Source organism: Bifidobacterium biavatii DSM 23969 (assembly GCF_000741165.1).
In the GTDB taxonomy this organism is placed as follows: Bacteria; Actinomycetota; Actinomycetes; order Actinomycetales; family Bifidobacteriaceae; genus Bifidobacterium; species Bifidobacterium biavatii.
This window is the reverse complement of record NZ_JGYN01000004.1, coordinates 234,622-250,969: the sequence shown is the minus strand read 5'-3', so window position 1 is coordinate 250,969 and position 16,348 is coordinate 234,622. Positions and strand designations below refer to the sequence as shown.

15 protein-coding genes are annotated in these 16,348 nt (G+C 65.2%); 4 read left to right on the top strand and 11 right to left on the bottom strand.

Annotation, left to right across the window (positions count from 1 at the left end; translation table 11 throughout):
- Window positions 1–71: 71 nt before the first annotated feature.
- The 3 genes from BBIA_RS02270 to purB all read right to left on the bottom strand — a co-directional run bounded on the left by BBIA_RS02270 (window position 72) and on the right by purB (window position 4,605).
- Window positions 72–353, bottom strand: a complete 282-nt coding sequence (locus tag BBIA_RS02270; protein ID WP_033492994.1) for an HU family DNA-binding protein — start codon at window positions 351–353, stop codon at window positions 72–74.
- Between the two features lie 255 nt (window positions 354–608).
- Window positions 609–3,128 (bottom strand): lysylphosphatidylglycerol synthase transmembrane domain-containing protein, encoded by a 2,520-nt coding sequence (locus BBIA_RS02265; RefSeq protein ID WP_033492992.1) that lies wholly within the window; start codon window positions 3,126–3,128, stop codon window positions 609–611.
- 40 nt (window positions 3,129–3,168) lie between these two features.
- The gene (gene purB, locus BBIA_RS02260) at window positions 3,169–4,605 is read right to left on the bottom strand and encodes an adenylosuccinate lyase (RefSeq protein ID WP_033492990.1); all 1,437 of its coding nucleotides are present in this window, start codon (window positions 4,603–4,605) and stop codon (window positions 3,169–3,171) included.
- A gap of 84 nt (window positions 4,606–4,689) precedes the next feature.
- Here purB and BBIA_RS02255 point away from each other — a divergent pair, with 84 nt between their 5' ends.
- The 4 genes from BBIA_RS02255 (at window position 4,690) to BBIA_RS02240 (ending at window position 8,785) form a co-directional block, all read left to right on the top strand.
- Window positions 4,690–5,508 carry a response regulator transcription factor gene (locus tag BBIA_RS02255; protein WP_033492988.1) on the top strand — a complete coding sequence of 273 codons (819 nt, stop codon included), beginning with the start codon at window positions 4,690–4,692 and terminating at the stop codon, window positions 5,506–5,508.
- 273 nt (window positions 5,509–5,781) lie between these two features.
- Window positions 5,782–6,738, top strand: a complete 957-nt coding sequence (locus BBIA_RS02250; RefSeq protein ID WP_033492986.1) for an ATP-binding cassette domain-containing protein — start codon at window positions 5,782–5,784, stop codon at window positions 6,736–6,738.
- Window positions 6,735–7,610 carry an ABC transporter permease gene (locus tag BBIA_RS02245; RefSeq protein ID WP_033492984.1) on the top strand — a complete coding sequence of 292 codons (876 nt, stop codon included), beginning with the start codon at window positions 6,735–6,737 and terminating at the stop codon, window positions 7,608–7,610. The genes BBIA_RS02250 and BBIA_RS02245 overlap by 4 nt, the downstream gene beginning before the upstream one ends.
- Window positions 7,611–7,783: 173 nt before the next feature.
- Window positions 7,784–8,785, top strand: coding sequence for a sensor histidine kinase (locus tag BBIA_RS02240; RefSeq protein ID WP_081891854.1), 1,002 nt, complete (start codon window positions 7,784–7,786; stop codon window positions 8,783–8,785).
- 85 nt (window positions 8,786–8,870) lie between these two features.
- Here BBIA_RS02240 and BBIA_RS02235 read toward each other — a convergent pair whose 3' ends face one another.
- The 8 genes from BBIA_RS02235 to BBIA_RS02200 form a co-directional block, all read right to left on the bottom strand.
- Window positions 8,871–10,481 carry a PGAP1-like alpha/beta domain-containing protein gene (locus BBIA_RS02235; RefSeq protein ID WP_051923662.1) on the bottom strand — a complete coding sequence of 537 codons (1,611 nt, stop codon included), beginning with the start codon at window positions 10,479–10,481 and terminating at the stop codon, window positions 8,871–8,873.
- Entirely contained in the window at window positions 10,481–10,795 is a 315-nt protein-coding gene (locus tag BBIA_RS13170; protein WP_051923661.1) for a hypothetical protein, read from the bottom strand. The genes BBIA_RS02235 and BBIA_RS13170 overlap by 1 nt, the downstream gene beginning before the upstream one ends.
- Window positions 10,796–10,924: 129 nt before the next feature.
- Window positions 10,925–11,626: a DUF6466 family protein gene (locus tag BBIA_RS02225; protein ID WP_051923660.1), complete on the bottom strand. Its 702-nt coding sequence runs from the start codon at window positions 11,624–11,626 to the stop codon at window positions 10,925–10,927.
- Entirely contained in the window at window positions 11,623–12,693 is a 1,071-nt protein-coding gene (locus BBIA_RS02220; protein WP_033492982.1) for a vWA domain-containing protein, read from the bottom strand. Before BBIA_RS02220 ends, BBIA_RS02225 begins: the two co-directional genes overlap by 4 nt.
- Window positions 12,675–13,775, bottom strand: a complete 1,101-nt coding sequence (locus tag BBIA_RS02215; RefSeq protein WP_033493073.1) for a vWA domain-containing protein — start codon at window positions 13,773–13,775, stop codon at window positions 12,675–12,677. Before BBIA_RS02215 ends, BBIA_RS02220 begins: the two co-directional genes overlap by 19 nt.
- Window positions 13,772–14,299: a hypothetical protein gene (locus BBIA_RS02210; protein ID WP_033492980.1), complete on the bottom strand. Its 528-nt coding sequence runs from the start codon at window positions 14,297–14,299 to the stop codon at window positions 13,772–13,774. The genes BBIA_RS02215 and BBIA_RS02210 overlap by 4 nt, the downstream gene beginning before the upstream one ends.
- Entirely contained in the window at window positions 14,296–15,246 is a 951-nt protein-coding gene (locus tag BBIA_RS02205; RefSeq protein WP_033492979.1) for a DUF58 domain-containing protein, read from the bottom strand. Before BBIA_RS02205 ends, BBIA_RS02210 begins: the two co-directional genes overlap by 4 nt.
- A complete protein-coding gene (locus BBIA_RS02200; protein WP_033492977.1) occupies window positions 15,243–16,310 on the bottom strand; it encodes an AAA family ATPase in 1,068 nt (355 codons plus the stop codon). The genes BBIA_RS02205 and BBIA_RS02200 overlap by 4 nt, the downstream gene beginning before the upstream one ends.
- Window positions 16,311–16,348 lie beyond the last annotated feature (38 nt).

Here is a 16,348-nt window from a genome sequence, read left to right as displayed (position 1 = left end):
GGCGACACAAAAACGAAGCCCCCCGACCATCTATGGTCGGGGGCTTGTCATTACGCCTCGAGGGGCAAGCGTCACTCGGTGACGGCCTTCTTCAGCAGGGAGCCGGCGGAGATGCGCACACCGTAGGTCGCCGGGATCTCGATGGTCTCGCCCGTGCGCGGGTTGCGGCCGGTGCGGGCGGCACGCTTGACACGCTCGGCGGAGAACAGGCCGGTCAGCTTCAGGCCCTCGCCGGAACGCATGGCGTCAACGAACACTTCCTGGAAAGCGTTGACGGCAGCCTCGGCCTGAGCCTTGGTCAGGTTGGACTTCTGAGCGATCTGCGAGACGAGGTCAGACTTGTTGTATGCCATAAAGCATCCTTCTTGGGTCAGGGGTGGGGCCTACTTAGGTCGGCCTCACCACAGGTTCATACTGAATAATAGCGCACGATAGTGCCAAATACCGCATTTTCCAACGGTTTTCGCAGGTTTTTATCCCAAAATCGGGGTTGGTTCGGCCGTTGCTGCCGTTCGATCATGTTCGATCGTGTCCGGATTGTGTTCATCTCACATTGAGGCTGGATACGGACCGGATACGGCTGTACCCAGGCCGCATCCGGAGCGCATTCAGATCAGGTTGCGCCGGTCCAGCCAGCGCATCGCGGCCGCGCCGAGCGGAATGCGCAGCCAGTAGAACACCACGCGGTACAGCAGCGTGGCCGACAACGCCACGCCCGCGGGCACACCCACCGCGCCGAACGCGAACGCCAGCGCCGCCTCCACGCCGCCGAGGCCGCCTGGCGTCGGCATGGCCGAACCGATCGCATTGGCCAGCAGGAACATGAACAGCGTCTCGATCGGATTGGTCATGTGCCCGAACGCGAGCAGCGCCACCCAGAAGCCGAGCCCGGTGGCCACGTTGAGAATCAGCATGCCGACGACGCTCAACGTCAGCCGCTTCGGATCGGACAGGACGTCGACCAACTGCCGCGCGTACGTTTTCACCAACGGCAGCAGCTTCTCCGCCGCAAGACGGCGCACCGGCGGAATCATCAGCGCGATCGCGAGCGCCATCAGCGCTACGCCGAGCAGAATGACCAGCGTGTTCGTCGGGATCATGCCGCTGATCGCGTCGCTGCCGGTGAACAGGCCGAGCAGCAGCATGAGCAGCACGGTGCCGGCATAGTAGACGACCAGGTTTGCGCCCATGATCGCGGTCGCCGGCGTGGTGCGGTAGCCGCTTTTGCGCAGGAACTGCAGGTTGACGAACGCCGGTCCCACGCCGGCCGGCATGGAGATCATCGCGAAGCTCTGCGCCACCTGCGACATGATGATGCCAACCGTGTTGCGTTTGTCGCGGTCGATGAACGCGCCGAGTTCGAGCGCCGAGCCGAGCCACGCCACGAGGCCGAGCAGCAGGCAGACGACCGCCATTTCCGGATTCGCGTTTTTCACGGCGGCGATGACCTCGTCCGGCTTGAGCTGCGTGAACACCACGGACACCGCCACCACGAGCAACGCGATGCCGAGGAACGAGCGCAGGCTGAACCGGGACAGCTTCACCGGTTCCATCGATTCAACGGTGTCGTCGGGAGCGAGCGCGCGCAGCCGGGCGCGCAGATCGTCGAGCGTATGCTTGTTCCACTCGTCGAGCGCGCGTGTTCCGGCCGGAATCGCGGCCTTCTGCACGAACGGCGTGAGCGCGACGAGCGTGTCGGCGCCCCACACATGGCTGCCGGCGGCCACTGCCCTTTCCGGGCCGATCAGCGTGCTGAGCAGGGTGAGCAGCTGCACTTGATCGAGCGCCACGTTCGCGGCCGTGCTCGCGTCGTCGCCGTTCTGCCAGCCGGCGATGATCGGCGTGCCCGATTCCAATCGCGCCAGCGTGTCCGGCGTGATGCGCCGGTGCGTGTAGCCGCGCCGGTTCGCGACGGACAGGAAGCGCATGAGCGCGACCGCGTCGTCGTCTGTCAGCGTGTGCAGGTTGCATTCGCTCATCGCGTCCGCGCCCTGGAACACGAGGATCGACGACTCGCCGGTGTCGGCCACGCCGTACACGCGCGGTGTCGGCAATCCGCTGTTCTTGAGGCCGAGAATCATCGCCATGTGATGCTGCGTCGCCTCTCGCGGCGAACGGTCGCGCCGCATGGACACGCCCGTGAACCGGATCCATTGCCACAGCTGTTTGACGTAGCCGGCCGTACGCACTTGGCTGTCGAGTACGGACACGGCGAAATGCCGACCGCGGTCGTCGGTCGCGTCATACAGTCGGGAGCCTTCGACCAGATCGTCGTCCAGCGTCGTTTTCAACGTGCTGTGCGAAGCGGCGATAGTATCCAGACGCCGTTCCAGCGACGTGACGTGCAGGTCAACGCCGGCCAACGCCTGCACAAGTCCTTCGCCCCATACGCCCTGGTTCTTGGTGCCGACGGTGAAGCGCAGCAGCATGCCGACTAGGCGGCCCGCGGCGAAGGAAACCAGCACGCCCGCCACGGAATTCACGGACAGGAGCACCAGCAGCGCGCCCACCGTATACAGTACGTTCCAGCCCCATTTGACCGTTGACCGGGTGCGCCGCGGCCCGGCGGCCGTCAGCAGCGCCGCGGAACCGGCATAGAATCCCGGCAACAGGCCGGCTCCGAACCATGCGTTCGGCGAGCCGAGCGCGGCGAGCAGACGCTCGTTGCCGATCGCCGTGACGCCCAGCGAAATGCCCCACGCGGCCGCATATCCGCCGAACATGGCGAGAATCGCGATCACCGACTGCACCCATTCCCGGCTGACCAGCATCTGGGCGAACACCATCACCACGATCACGACGATCGCCAGCTGCTGCAGCATCGTCGTGGGCAGGTCGACCATCCAGGTGAGCGCCCGGCCGGCCGTGTGCGCGTCCGATTCGACTCCGGTGGTGATGCCGTTGAGATATACGGACGACAGCATCGCGACGGCGGCGAGCAGTACGGCGAGAATGGCGCGGAACAGGTCGCCGACGTCGTGGATGCGCTTCGGTGGCACGTCGTTGATGTGCGGGTGATTCGGATCGTCGTGCTCGGCGTCCGGCGTGATTTGGTGCGTAAAACGCGATTCCGCCGGCGAGACGGTGCGCTCGTCGGCGGAATCGGTCGCATGTTCCTGACTGTTCATCGGAACCCTTTGCGATAGGTGTGTGCGGTTATGTGGAGGGTCAGCGGTCGAAGTCGACCAGCTTGCTTGCGACTCCCGTGTACGTGGCCGGGGTGAGCGCCTTCAGGCGCGCCGCGGTCTCGGGATCGAAGGACTGCTGGTCGATGAACTGCTCGACCTGTTCTCGGTCGATCGTGTGGCCGCGCATGAGCTCCTTGACCTTCTCGTACGGCTTGTCCATGCCCGGCAGACCGCGCAGCTCGCAGGCGCGCATGGCGGTCTGGATCGGCTCGCCGAGCACCTCCCAGTTCTCGTCAAGCTCGCGCGAGATCACGTGGTCGTTTGGGTGAATAGACTTGAGGCCGCCCATCAGGTTGTACAGGGCCAGCTGCGAGTAGCCGAGCGCGGAGCCGATATTGCGCTGCGTGGTCGAATCGGTCAGATCGCGCTGCCAACGGGACTCCACCAGCGTGGCCGACAGGGTGTCGAGCAGCGAGCAGGAGATCTCGAAGTTCGCCTCCGCGTTCTCGAAACGGATCGGGTTGACCTTGTGCGGCATCGTGGACGAGCCGGTCGCGCCCTTGACCGGCACCTGCGCGAACACGCCGCGCGAGATGTACATCCACACATCCACGCACAGGTTGTGCATGATGCGGTTCGCGTGGGAGACGGTCGAATACAGTTCGGCCTGCCAGTCGTGGGATTCGATTTGCGTGGTCAGCGGGTTCCAGGTCAGGCCCATGCGGTTTGTGACGAACTCGCGCGAGACGGCAATCCAGTCGACGTCCGGGCAGGCGGCCAGATGAGCGCCGAACGTGCCGGTTGCGCCGTTGATCTTGCCCAGATACTCCTGGTTCTCGATGTGCTTGAGCTGGCGGTTGAGGCGGTAGACGTAGACGGCGAGCTCCTTGCCGAGCGTGGTCGGCGTGGCCGGCTGGCCGTGGGTGAGGCTCAGCAGCGCCTTGTCGCGGTACTCGTCGGCCTTAATGGCCAGATGGTCGATGATCTCCTTGAACGCCGGGGTCCAGACATGTTCCATCGCGTTCTTCACGCAACGGGCGATCGACAGGTTGTTGATGTCCTCGGACGTGCAGGCGAAGTGCACGAGGGTCTTGAGCGCGTCGTTGATGTTCGCGAGCTCGGCCGGGGCCTTGTCGATCTGGTCGTCGATGTAGTACTCCACGGCCTTCACGTCGTGATGGGTGACGGCCTCATGCGCGGCGTGCTGCTTGATGCCCTCGGCGCCGAAATCCTCGGGGATCGCGCGCAGGAACGCCTTCTCAGCGTCGGTGAACGGCTTGACGCCGTCGACGATCGGCTGGTTACCGTTGCCATCGAAGCCGTTCGCCAGAAGGATCATCCACTCGACCTCGACGCGCATGCGCTCGCGGTTCAGGGCCGGTTCGCTCAGGTATTCGACGAGCGGGGCGGTGGCGTTGTGATAGCGGCCGTCGAGCGGGGTCAGTGCGATTGCGGGGGAAATATCAGTAAGCTTCATGGATTCTAGGGTACTTCCAGCCGTGAACCGGGCGGTGTCGTGCCGGGAAACGCCAAGAACCGGTGGTTGTACGCTTAGGGGACTATGGGCAATGTGCGAATACTGGTGGTCGAAGACGATGCGGACATCAACGAAGTGGTCTGCACGCGGCTGATGAAGGCCGGATTCTCCTGCACGGCCGCATATTCCGGTTCGGAGGCGCGGCTGTTGCTGGCTCGTGGCGCTGATTCCGCGGGCGCACGGGACGACAATGGCGGCGGCGAATGCGGTGCGTACGATTGCATCATCACCGATCTTATGTTGCCCGGACTGAGTGGCGAACGGTTGGTCGCCATGCTGCGCGAACGCGGCGCGGGCGTGCCGATCATCGTGATCTCAGCGCGCGACGCCGTAGCTGATCGCGTATCGCTGCTGAAGCTCGGCGCCGACGACTATCTCGTCAAACCGTTCGACCTGGACGAGCTCGTCGTGCGTGTCCAGGCCCAGCTGCGCGGCCGCGGCTACGGGCAGGGCGGTGCGGTCCGTCGACCTTCGCCGACGAATGCAACGTTGACGCAGACAACCGGAGAAGCGCACGATCCCGCGACCGCAGACGCCAATCATGCCGGTCTTCTCACCGCCGGCCGCTGGACGCTCAACCCCGCCGCGCGCACGTTCGCCATCGACGACCGGCCGGTGTCCCTCACCAATACCGAATTCAACATCGTCGAACTGCTTATGGCGCACCCCAACACGGTCTTCACCAAACAGCAGGTATACGAACTGTGCTGGAACGAGCCGTACATAGTCGACGACAACACCGTCACCGCGCATGTGAGCAAGATCCGCGCCAAGCTCAAACCGTCCGGCACCGACGCGTACGTCAGAACCGTCTGGGGACTCGGCTTCAAGCTCGACGTGTGAGCGTCGTCGCGCGGGGATCCTCCGTATGTTCGCGTGATCGGCGCATTGACGCGAACATACGGAGGACACAGGCGCCTCAATTGTCCGTATGTTCGCGCAGCCGTCGTGATCGCGCGAACATACGGACGACGACGCCCAGCCGGCCCGTGATCGGCGCCGTCACGCTTTCGCAAGACTTTCGCAAGATTCGCGTGATGGCTGCACGATGGTTGCGCAAGATCCGTTCCATACGATGAGTGCATCATCCAAGGAAACGAAAAGGAAGGAACGGCTATGGATGCGATTCGCATACGATCGCTCGCCAAACGGTACGCCGGCAAACGCGCAGTCGACCATTTCGACATGACCGTGCCGCAGGGCGCGATCTACGGATTCGTCGGCAAGAACGGCGCCGGCAAGTCGACTGTGATGAAAATGATCGCCGGACTCGCAATGCCGAACGGCGGAGAGATCACGTTGTTCGGGAACGCTGGGAACGTGAATGATGGAACCGCCCGTACGCCTGTCGGAGTACAGCGCGTCGGTGCACTCATCGAAAACCCCGGCCTGCTGCCGCACATGAGCGCCTTCGACACGATGATGACGCAGGCGCTCGTGCTCGGCGTCGTCGACCCGAAGCCAGTCTGCCGCGACCTGCTCAATCAGGTCGGACTCGGCAATACCGGTCACAAGAAGACCGGCGGCTTCTCGCTTGGCATGAAACAGCGGCTGGGACTCGCGCTCGCTCTCGTCGGCGGGCCAGATCTGCTGCTGCTCGACGAGCCGCTCAACGGCCTCGACCCCGAAGGCGCACGCACCATGCGCAACTATCTGGTGCAGCTCAACCAACAGCGCGGCATCACCATCGTTGTCAGCTCGCACGTCCTCGACCAGCTCGAACGCATGTGCACCCATTACGGCGTCATCGCGAACGGCCACATGGTACGCGAGATGACCGCCGAACAAGTCCAAGCCGAATGCGGCGAAAGCCTCACCGTGCGCACCGCCGACACTGCGACCGCGCTCGCGATCCTCGAAGACCGGCTGCCGGGCAATCCGGACGCCCCGGTGCGGTTCGCCGCCGAACCGGACGGTTCGATCACCATCTCCGGCGGATTCGACGCGGCCGAAGTTTCGCGGTTGCTGCACGAAACGAACCAGACCGTCCTTGAACTGTCCGCGAAATCGCGCGACATGGAAGACTATTTCGTCGCTCTCATGGACGACGCCCGCACGGAAGGAAACCGATGATGTTCAACCTGTTGCGTTCCGACCTGTACCGTCTCATTCACGGTCGTAAATTCTGGATCGTCACCGCGCTGTCCGTCCTGTTGACCGCCGGCCTGCTCACCACGCTGATTCTGCTCGGCGCCGCCACCGGAGCCGCGCAGACCGACACGGACGGCGTTTCGGTCACGGCCAACGCCACCGCCGGACTGGCGGCGACCGCCCGCATGATGGACTCGCACACCGCGATGCTGGCCAGTTCGGGAATGGGCGGCGGCTCCATACTGGCCATGTGCGTCGCCGTGCTGGCCGTGCTCGCCGTGATGGATGACTGGGATACGGGCTTCGTCAAAAACCTCGTCGCTGGACGCCGCAGCCGGACGCCATACGTCGCAAGCCGTCTGCTGTTGTCATTCCTGCTGACGGCATGGAATGCGATCGTGGCGATCGTCGCTTTGGAACTGTCCTGTCTCGCGCTTGGCGTCCGGTTCCGCCATACGGAGAGCATCGGCGCCTACCTGGGATTCTGCGGCCTCAAAATATTGGGAACGACCACGTTCGTGCTGATCGCCGTCGCGTTGGCGATGATCGTGCGCAGCAAGGCGTTCGGCGTTGCCGTTGCGGTCCTCGTCGGCGCGGGCGTTATCGGATCTCTGACGAACATCGTGCTGTCGATGATCGCCGCGTATATGCCGTGGCTCGGCCAACTGACACCGTGGCTGCCGTCGAACAACGTGAAACTGTACGCCGACAGCGCCGGCCTGTTTGCCACGACGGCCGGCGGCGTATCGCTCGGCATACCGGTCTGGGCGCACGCGCTGATCTGCTTCGCCGGCTGGATTGTCCTGTCCGCCGGCGCCGCGCTTCTCGTCAACCGCCGGCGCGACGTGTGCTGAGTTGTCGCAAACATGACGATGGTACGCAAGGGAGCGTGGAGCGGGGATGTGCCGTTTCCGACCGTATGACTTGGCTGAGCGGCCCGGAGCGTGTCGGGAATGGTACATCCCTGCTCCACGCGGCAACGTCGGAACCGAACAAACGTGATCAAGACAACACGTAGGATGAAGGCATGGTGATGGTGGGATTGCTGGTCGGGCTGGTTGCGGGGATTGCTATCGGGGCTGCGCTATATGGGCGCGAGATGCGGAGGATGGCGCGGTTTCTGCGTGAACGGCCGGCGGGAAGCAATGCTCGGCTGGTTGTGGAATTGCCGGGTGGGGCGAGCCGCGAACTGGCTCGGGCGATCAACGCGCAACTGGACGCGATCCAGTCCGAGCGGATTGCTGCGATGGCCAAGACGCAGGAGTTCCAGCGTGACCTGTCGTCGCTCGCACACGATGTGCGCACGCCGTTGATGGGCGCGCAGGGGCACATTCAGCTGGCGATGGACGGGAATCGCCCGGCCCGGGATGGCGGCGAAGTCCCGTCCGCGTCGAGTGCCGGTCAGGATGCGGAGCGGGAACGTCATTTGCGGGCGGCGTTGCAGCGCATGGACGACATGCGCGGACTGCTCGACCAGCTGTTCGCTTATGCGCGTGCGAACGATCCCGACCGCACGCTCGATCTCGAACCGGTCGCCGTGCAGCCGCTCGTGGCCGAGGTGCTCGTCGGGCATTATCCCGAGTTCGAGGAGCGCGGATGGGAGCCGACCGTCGACTTTGATGACGAACTGTTCACGTTGGAGGCGGATCGGACCGCGTTGCGGCGCATCGTCGACAATCTCGTCACGAACGCACTGCGTCACGGCAGCGGTGCGCCGACGATCAGCCAGCATGGCGGCGTGATCGCGTTCGCCAATCCCGTTGCCGCGCGGACCGCCGCCGATCTCGACCCGGACAGGCTGTTCGACCGCTTCTATCAGGCCGACGATGCGCGCGGCAAGCAAGGATCAGGTCTGGGCCTCGCCGTCGCCCAATCCCTTGCCTGCGCGATGCGACTGCGGTTGGACGCAGCACTGCAGCGGGACGATGCCGCCGGCGACGGGTTGGCCACGGACTGCCGGTATTCGCTGGTCATTCGCCTGCAACGGCAGTCGGATCCGGAGTCTCTTGCCATCGCGTCCGGCCATTGACGGCAGTGATGGCTGGACGCAACGGCAACGATGAGTCGACGACGGCGAGTTTGCGGCAACGCACGGCAGCGCACGCCGAAGGAGACTACTCGTCGAACCGTTGCATGTCTATGCGATCGCTGTCCGGCGCCATGACGGTGGACGGCAGCGGCGTGTGACTCATGGTGCCTTGATAGTAGCGCGTTTCCTCCAATGTGCCGTCAATGATCCGGCGGAAATGCTCCTCGTGTGCGTTTACGGCGTGGGACCCCAGATCGGAGGCGTTCTTGTAGGCGGCCTGATGGTATTTGAGCCAATGCGTGATCTCCTTGTCTTCGGAGGCTCCTTTGACTTCCTCGGCGGCGAAACCGCGGCTCCACGACGAGAACCCGTTGCCGGGCAGGCATGAACCGTCCGAGCTGACCTCGCCCTGCGAGGTGACGTCGGTGCGCGTCGCATGGCCCCGAATGGTGAGCCAGTTGTCGGTTGACGGATTAGGTGCGCCGTCGAGCGCCGCCACCAGCTCGTCGTCCATTTCAATGCTCGTCACCCATGTCGTTGACGGGATAGGATGGTTGGCCACCGGCGATCCGGCGGTCATCACATGCTGAATGTTGTACTGGTCGGCCAGATCGGCTGCGATCGTCGCCGCGACGATGCCGCCCTGCGAATGTCCGATCAGCGCAACCGGCTCGTCGGCGCCGATGCCGGCCTGCCGCATCGCTTCTGCGACCATACGCGCACTGTCGCCGGTCATGCGCTGCACGGGGTCGTCCGACATGATTTCCAGATTCTGCAGCCAGTCGAACGGGGAATCGTGTTCGCCGTCCGTGCCGGGAATGGTGATCAGCCATGCGGATGATCCGTCGGCGTGCCGGTAGCGTTGTACGGCGACCGTGCCGTAGATCAGCTTGCTCCCCAAATCGATGGTGCCGAGCCGCTCTTCGGCGAGACGACGCAGGTTTTCGAGCGATTCGGCCACCGAATGTGATTCCTTGACCACGACAGCCTCTGCCATAACTTCGCTGACGGTGAGGACGTCGCCTTGCTTGGCGTCCTGAATCGGCTTGGTTACCGCGGCGAGAAATCCTGCCGCGTCGTCCACGCCGTAGCCCTGGTCGGTGTTGAGTAGGGGAAGCGAGGCCCGTCTAAGACCGTTCACCCATACCGAGGCGCCTCGGACCAAACCTTCCTGCGCCCATTGCGTCGAGGTGAGCCCGTAGATGCGGTTGTCTTTGCCTTCAGCGGCGGAACCGGTCAAGATGCCGGCCTTGGCCACGGCATATGTGCCGAGTGCGGTGTACTGCGGTGCGACGATGGCCGCCGCGGTCACCGTCATGGTCACCAGACGGCGCACCCATGCCTCGTTGTCCTCGTACAGCGAGTGCGCGCGCACCAGCAGCGCCGACAGGGTGTCCAATTCCTCGCCGATCGTCGCGCAGTCGACCGACAGGTCGGAACATCGTTGGATGAGCGCGCCGTAGGGCAACGAAGAATGACTGACAGTTGTGCCTTCATCCGGTGTCGCCGACGAGCACCAGGTCAGGCTTGCCTGATGCTGTGCCAGTTCTAATGCTGCGGCGCTCCATGCGGCGGAGGCGGCACGCCAGTCGGCGGCCACGTCGTCCAGCAGCCGGGCCAGCGACGCGTATTCCTCACGGTCGGCCACCGCATACGGCTGGCCGCCGGAAATAGTCGAAGTGACCTGCCATCCCATCATGCACCCCAGCACAGGCTCAGCACGGTTTGCGCGTTGTGTTCGACCAGTCGAGCGTCTACGGCGCACTGGTTGAGCCGTTGGCGGAACAGGGAGGCCGCGTTGCCCTCCCACGGGATGGCGTCGCCTCGCGAGCGGGGTGCGAGGATGGCCTCGGACGCGAGCCGCGTCTGCGAGACCCGGGCGCTGACGAGATTGCGGCTGGCGTCGACGATGCCATGGCAGGAACACGTGCCGTCGGTGCCGAAAACGGAGGAGCCGCCGAACGGCGATGCGACGCCGAACGCGGACGATGAGGCGAAAATGCTGTTCATGCGCCCATTGAACCGGGACGCGGCGGCCGTGTCCAGCCGGAACGGGGTATGTGGTCGAATGGTCGGGGTTATCCACACCCCGGCGTGTCGTCCACAGTTTTTGCCCGTCGGCTGTGGACAACACACCGGTCACCACGGTTTGTTCGTGTTGCCCGTGTTGTTGGTGACCGTCGATTCCTTGGACGTGCTCTTGCCCGACGGCGTGGACTGCTCGTTGGCCTTGAGCAGGTCCTCCACCTGCTTGCGCTGTTCGTCGGTGAGCGCGCCCGACGACGAATCGGACGACTGCTCCTGATCGTTGCCTCCCGACGACGAATCGCCGGAACCAGACGATGTCGAACCGCCCTGCTGCGCGTCAAGGTTCCGTTTCACCAGTGCCGTCAGCTTGTCCGACACTGCCGCGTTCGCTGCGATCGCCTCGCGGATGCCCGGCAGCAGCACGGCGCTCGCTGCCGCGGCTTCGTCGAACTGCGCGTCGGTCTGCTCCTGCAGCGCGTTGAGCTTGGACCAGTCCGGAGTGTCCGCCTTGGCCGCCGCAATATGCTCGGTCAGGCTTTGCGTGGCCTGATTGAACGTCGTCGCCGCGCGCAGGTTCACTGCGGCGATCAGGGCTGCGGCCGCCGCGATCGCGGCCAGCGTTCCGAGCGCGATGCGCATCGGCAGTCCGGCGCGTGTCCGGCGTACGGTCGTTCCCTCGTTCGGTTTGGCGCTGTCGGCGGTCGTGGGCATATCGATTTCGTCCGCGACGGCGTTCTCCGCGGTCGCAGCGCGACTGTCGCGGCGTGCGTTGCGGTCCGCACGTCGGGCGCGACGCCCATGCGTGGCACTCATAGCAGCCTCCTTGACGTGACGATCCATGTACCGGCCTCCCACGTGAGCAGGATCAGCGCAACCGCGGCCAGCGGCCAGACCACGGGCGTGATGCGTGTGCGCCGCTTCACCGTGCTGGTCACCTGCCAGCGGGATGACGCCTGTTTCGACGCGCCCTGCGTCATCGTGGTCGTCTGGTCCATGTGCAGGTAGGTGCCGCTGATTTCGTCGGCGATGTTGGTCAGATTCTTCTCGTCGAGCTTGGAAATGCCCGGTTTGCCGGTGTCCGGGTCGGTCACCCACGCCTCGTCCTTCGACTGGGACGACTGCGAGGACGACGAAGAGGACGACGTGCCGTCACGGATCACCGGTATCTTGCCGCCCTGCGTCGAACCGACGCCGACCGCGAACCCGTCGTTCAGGTACTTGCGCAGCGTCGAGAACGAACGTCGCGGCTTGGTACCGGTCTGCTCGCCATCGCTGATCACGTACAGGATGATCGCGTCGTTCGGATGCGCCTCGCGCACCGACTTGAGGTCGAGCAGCAGCGTGTCGAGCGGCGCGTCGAGGCTGGAACCGGACGAGACGGACGTGGCCTCGACGGCCAGCGTATCCGCCCAGTTGCCGATCGCCCGCTCGTCGGGCGTCAGCGGCACGTCAAGCGAACCGCTCGCACCGAACCGCACGCCCATAAAGCTCGCGTCCGGATACAGCGACGTGATGTCCTTGACGGCCTGCCTGGCCGCGTCAATACGGGTGACGGTCTGAGCGGACCCGTATTGCGCGTCCTGCACGGCCATCGAGCCGGTTACGTCGACGGCGATGACCACGTCGGTGGCGTTCACCGCGCGGCTGCTCGTCGTCGACACGACGCTCGGCGTGAGCATCATCACGGCGAGCGTCACGCACAGCAGCACGCGCCGCACGCACGCCGCAACCGTTTCGTCGCTCGAATCGCGGCGCCGCGCATGCAGCACGATTTCGGTCACAGCCAACGCCGTCATCAGCGCAGCGAGACACGCGCCGGCGGGCCAGCCGAGCGCGGGGGAAAGCGTGAAATCATGCCATGTCATCGGCGCAACCTCCATGCGACGGCCAGCCATGCGACCACGAACACAGTCAGCGCGAGCGCCCACCAGCCGGGCGCATCCGCAACGGATGCCTTGGACGTACGTTCGCTGTGCGTGGTGCGCCGCTGATCGATGCTGCGCACGAGTTCGTTGACGCTCGCGCCGTTCGACTGGGTGAGGAACATGCCGTCGTGCGATTCGATGAGCTTTTTCATGTCCGTGGTGGTTGATTCGGATTCGCTCTCCTTGGGCCCGGAGAACAGTCCGTCGACGGTGATGCCCGCACTGTGGACCAGATCCAGCGCCGCGGACAGCGAATACGTGGGCTTGCCCGACACGACGTTGTCGGTGGCGAGCACGATTGACGCGGCGCGTTGCCGCGCGTCGCCGGAACCGCCCGACCCGTACGCGAATCCGGGCAGCATCGCCGCGCAGCTGACCACGCCGTCGCCGATCAGTGACGTCGCGTTGGTGCGGTTCTGCGTGCCGTCGAGCCAGTCGGAGATCTCCTGGTACTGCTGGTCGCTCATTTTGTCGATGTCGGCCTGTGATTCGACGCCTTTGAGCGTCGTGGCCGCGCTTTTCAGCTCGCGCGCGACCAGCGCGTAGTCGTCGGTGAGCGGGAAGACCGTGCGCGACGTGGAGTTGAAGATGCTCAAACCGATGCGCTCGCCCTGAAAGTTGGACACGAGATCCAGATACGTTTCCAGCACTTCGCGGTCGTAGGGCAGTGTCGAACCGGACACGTCGAGGCACAGCACGATGTCACGACTGCTCGACACCTCCTCGCTGCGGTCGATGACGGACGGGCGCGCCAGCAACGCGACGCACAGCGCCAGCGCCGCGACCAGCAGCGCGGCGGCCAGGCGGCTCAGCGCACGCCACTGATGGAACAGACGGGACGCCTGCTCGGTGTTCAGATCGTCGTCCAGCGAGAACACCGGCATCTCATAGAGCTTGCCGTTGCGTTCAGCCTGTTCGGCGTCTCCGTTTCGCCTGCCGCGCCGGGGATTGCCCAATGCCGCGACGAGCAGGATGACGGCGAGGACGCACAATGCGCCCGCCGCGGCGGCCCACGGCCACTGCCAGGAAAGCATCAGCGCCACCTTTCCACAAGATTCGACACCCATCCGGCCGCCTCGCGCACGTTGATCGACGCGGCGTGCCTGTTCAGCGCGGCATCGGCGAATTCCGGCGGATACAGCGCGGCGACGGTCTGCCGCAACAGGTCAAGACCCTGCCGGTCGCCGGCATTGCGGGGGAGGGAGGACAGATCGCGCAGCGTGCTCGCACGCATGTCGCGTCCCGTCGCGGCCCCGGCGAAATCACGGGTCGTTTCCGCAAGCTCGACGAACGCCTGCTCCCGCGTCAGTTCCTTCGCCTCGTACCGGGCGACGATGCCATCGATGCGGGCATGCCACGCCGCCGCGTCGCCGCCGGTCATGTGATTGCCGCGGCGCGGCGCATTCGCCGGCACGCGCCGCGGCCGCGACAAGACGACCGTCAAGGCGATCAGTGCGGCCGCCAACACCAGACAGCCGATGATCACCGCCAGCAGGGGAGTGGTCAGCGCAAGCTGCGGCACCGGGTTCAGATCGGCCGTACCATCCGCGATCGCGTTCATCGGACACCTCCCATGTTCTGCTGTCCCGCGCGCAGCTGGTTGAACGCGGCGGACGTCATCGACAACGACGCCAGCCGCACGAATTCGTCGAACATCTCCTCGCTCGACGCGGCGCGAATCATCCGCGAACCGTACCGGGACAGTTCACGGCGCAGTGCCTCCGCATTGAACTCGCGGTGCACGCGCACCTGCTCGGCCGCCGCCGCGGACCGCAGAAACGCCGGAACCCGCCGACGATCCGCGCCGTCGACGACTGCCGCGCCGACGGGAGGCGCAAACGGGTTCAACGTCGCCACGTCGATCAGCACCACCGGGTGCGTGCGCGCGATCAGGCCGATCGTGCCGACATGTTCGCGGCGCAGCGCATGCTCGTCGGTGGCGATCACGATCAGCGCGTCCCGGTCGCGGATGCGGCGAGCGTACGCCAGCAGTGCGTCGATGTTGCGGTCGTGGCTCCACTCGCGATCCATCGCCCGGTCAAGGGTGTGCTCGAACTGGCTGAACCCGCCGTTGAACGGTACACGCGTGATGCTCGCGGAGTCGCCGAACACCAGCGAAATATCGTCGGAGCGGCGCAGCGACAACGCCGCGAACATGCGCAGTGCGTTCGCCGCCACATCGCCCGCCGTCTCGCCGCTCGCGCACATGCCGGTCATCTGCCGGCCCGCGTCCATCAGCATCCACACGCGGCTCGTGACGCGCCGCTCGCGCTGCACCACCATCGGCCGACCCTGGCGCGCGCTCGACTTCCAGTCGATCAGGCGCGCCTCGTCGCCCGGCTCGTACACGCGCACGTCCATGACGTCGTCGCCGCCCCCACGGCGGCCGGACGCATGCTCGCCCTCCAACAGGCCCAACGCGCGGCGAACCGTGGGCAGGCTCAGCGACGTGCCGAGGGACTCGATCCTCCTGCGAATCGGGTCGTCGGAACGGTTGCGTCCGATCATGGGACAGGAACCGCCTTGACGATCGAATCGATCACCTGATCGGCGCTCACGCCGTCGGCCAGCGCCTCGAACGTGAGCATGATGCGGTGGCGCATCACCTCGAACGCGAACGCCTTGACGTCCTCGGGAATCACGTAGTCGCGGCCCGCCAGCAGCGCGTTCGCCTGACCGATACGCACCAGTGCGATCGAAGCGCGCGGGCTCGCGCCCAGACGCACCAGCTGTGCGAGGCCCTTGACAGGATGCGTGCCGGCGCCGCGCGACGTGGCTGCGATATCCACCGCGTAGCGCATGATCGCCTCCGACACATGCACGCGGCGGGCCGACGAGCGCAGAAACTCCACGTCGCGGATCGAAATCACATCGTCGGTAAGCGTCGTGGGATCAAGCGTGTCGGAACCGCGCGTGGTGAGCAGTGCGAGCATGCGCGTCTCCTCGTCGGCGGTCGGATACGTCATGACCGCCTTCATCATGAAACGGTCCATCTGCGCTTCGGGCAGGTTGAACGTGCCCTCCTCCTCGATGGGGTTCTGCGTGGCGATCACCATGAACGGCTTGGGCAGCGCGATGCGTTCGCCGCCGATCGTCGTCGCGCCCTCGGCCATCGCCTCGAGCATCGCCGACTGCGTTTTCGCGTTCGAACGGTTGATCTCGTCGAGCAGCACGAAATTCGCGTGGATCGGGCCGATCTGCGTGGTGAACTTCTGCGAGGCGAAATTGAACACCTGCGTGCCCACCAGATCCGACGGCATGAGGTCCGGCGTGCACTGGACGCGCTTGAACGTGCCTGACACGCTCGTGGCGAGCGTCTGCGCGGCCGTGGTCTTCGCCAGACCCGGCACCGACTCGATGAGGATATGACCGCCGGCCACGAGCGTGACGATCAGCGACTCACGCAGATTGTCCTGGCCGACCAGCGTCTTGGAAAATCGCGTGCGGATGCGGTCGGCCAGCTGGCGGGCCAGTGCCGCGTCGTCCAAAGAAAGGCCTTGCGGTGCGGCCGGGGCCGCTGCGGCGGGCGCGGGCTGCGGGGAAAGATTCGATTGCATGGGGAACAAAGGCATGCGCTCCACTGTAACCGCACTTGCTGAGATTCCCGTTC

Coding starts and splice junctions, on each gene's coding strand:
- BBIA_RS02270 (WP_033492994.1), bottom strand. CDS start 353: ATGGCATACAACAAGTCTGACCTCGTCTCGCAGATCGCTCAGAAGTCC.
- BBIA_RS02265 (WP_033492992.1), bottom strand. CDS start 3,128: ATGAACAGTCAGGAACATGCGACCGATTCCGCCGACGAGCGCACCGTC.
- purB (WP_033492990.1), bottom strand. CDS start 4,605: ATGAAGCTTACTGATATTTCCCCCGCAATCGCACTGACCCCGCTCGAC.
- BBIA_RS02255 (WP_033492988.1), top strand. CDS start 4,690: ATGGGCAATGTGCGAATACTGGTGGTCGAAGACGATGCGGACATCAAC.
- BBIA_RS02250 (WP_033492986.1), top strand. CDS start 5,782: ATGGATGCGATTCGCATACGATCGCTCGCCAAACGGTACGCCGGCAAA.
- BBIA_RS02245 (WP_033492984.1), top strand. CDS start 6,735: ATGATGTTCAACCTGTTGCGTTCCGACCTGTACCGTCTCATTCACGGT.
- BBIA_RS02240 (WP_081891854.1), top strand. CDS start 7,784: ATGGTGATGGTGGGATTGCTGGTCGGGCTGGTTGCGGGGATTGCTATC.
- BBIA_RS02235 (WP_051923662.1), bottom strand. CDS start 10,481: ATGGGATGGCAGGTCACTTCGACTATTTCCGGCGGCCAGCCGTATGCG.
- BBIA_RS13170 (WP_051923661.1), bottom strand. CDS start 10,795: ATGAACAGCATTTTCGCCTCATCGTCCGCGTTCGGCGTCGCATCGCCG.
- BBIA_RS02225 (WP_051923660.1), bottom strand. CDS start 11,626: ATGAGTGCCACGCATGGGCGTCGCGCCCGACGTGCGGACCGCAACGCA.
- BBIA_RS02220 (WP_033492982.1), bottom strand. CDS start 12,693: ATGGAGGTTGCGCCGATGACATGGCATGATTTCACGCTTTCCCCCGCG.
- BBIA_RS02210 (WP_033492980.1), bottom strand. CDS start 14,299: ATGAACGCGATCGCGGATGGTACGGCCGATCTGAACCCGGTGCCGCAG.
- BBIA_RS02205 (WP_033492979.1), bottom strand. CDS start 15,246: ATGATCGGACGCAACCGTTCCGACGACCCGATTCGCAGGAGGATCGAG.
- BBIA_RS02200 (WP_033492977.1), bottom strand. CDS start 16,310: ATGCCTTTGTTCCCCATGCAATCGAATCTTTCCCCGCAGCCCGCGCCC.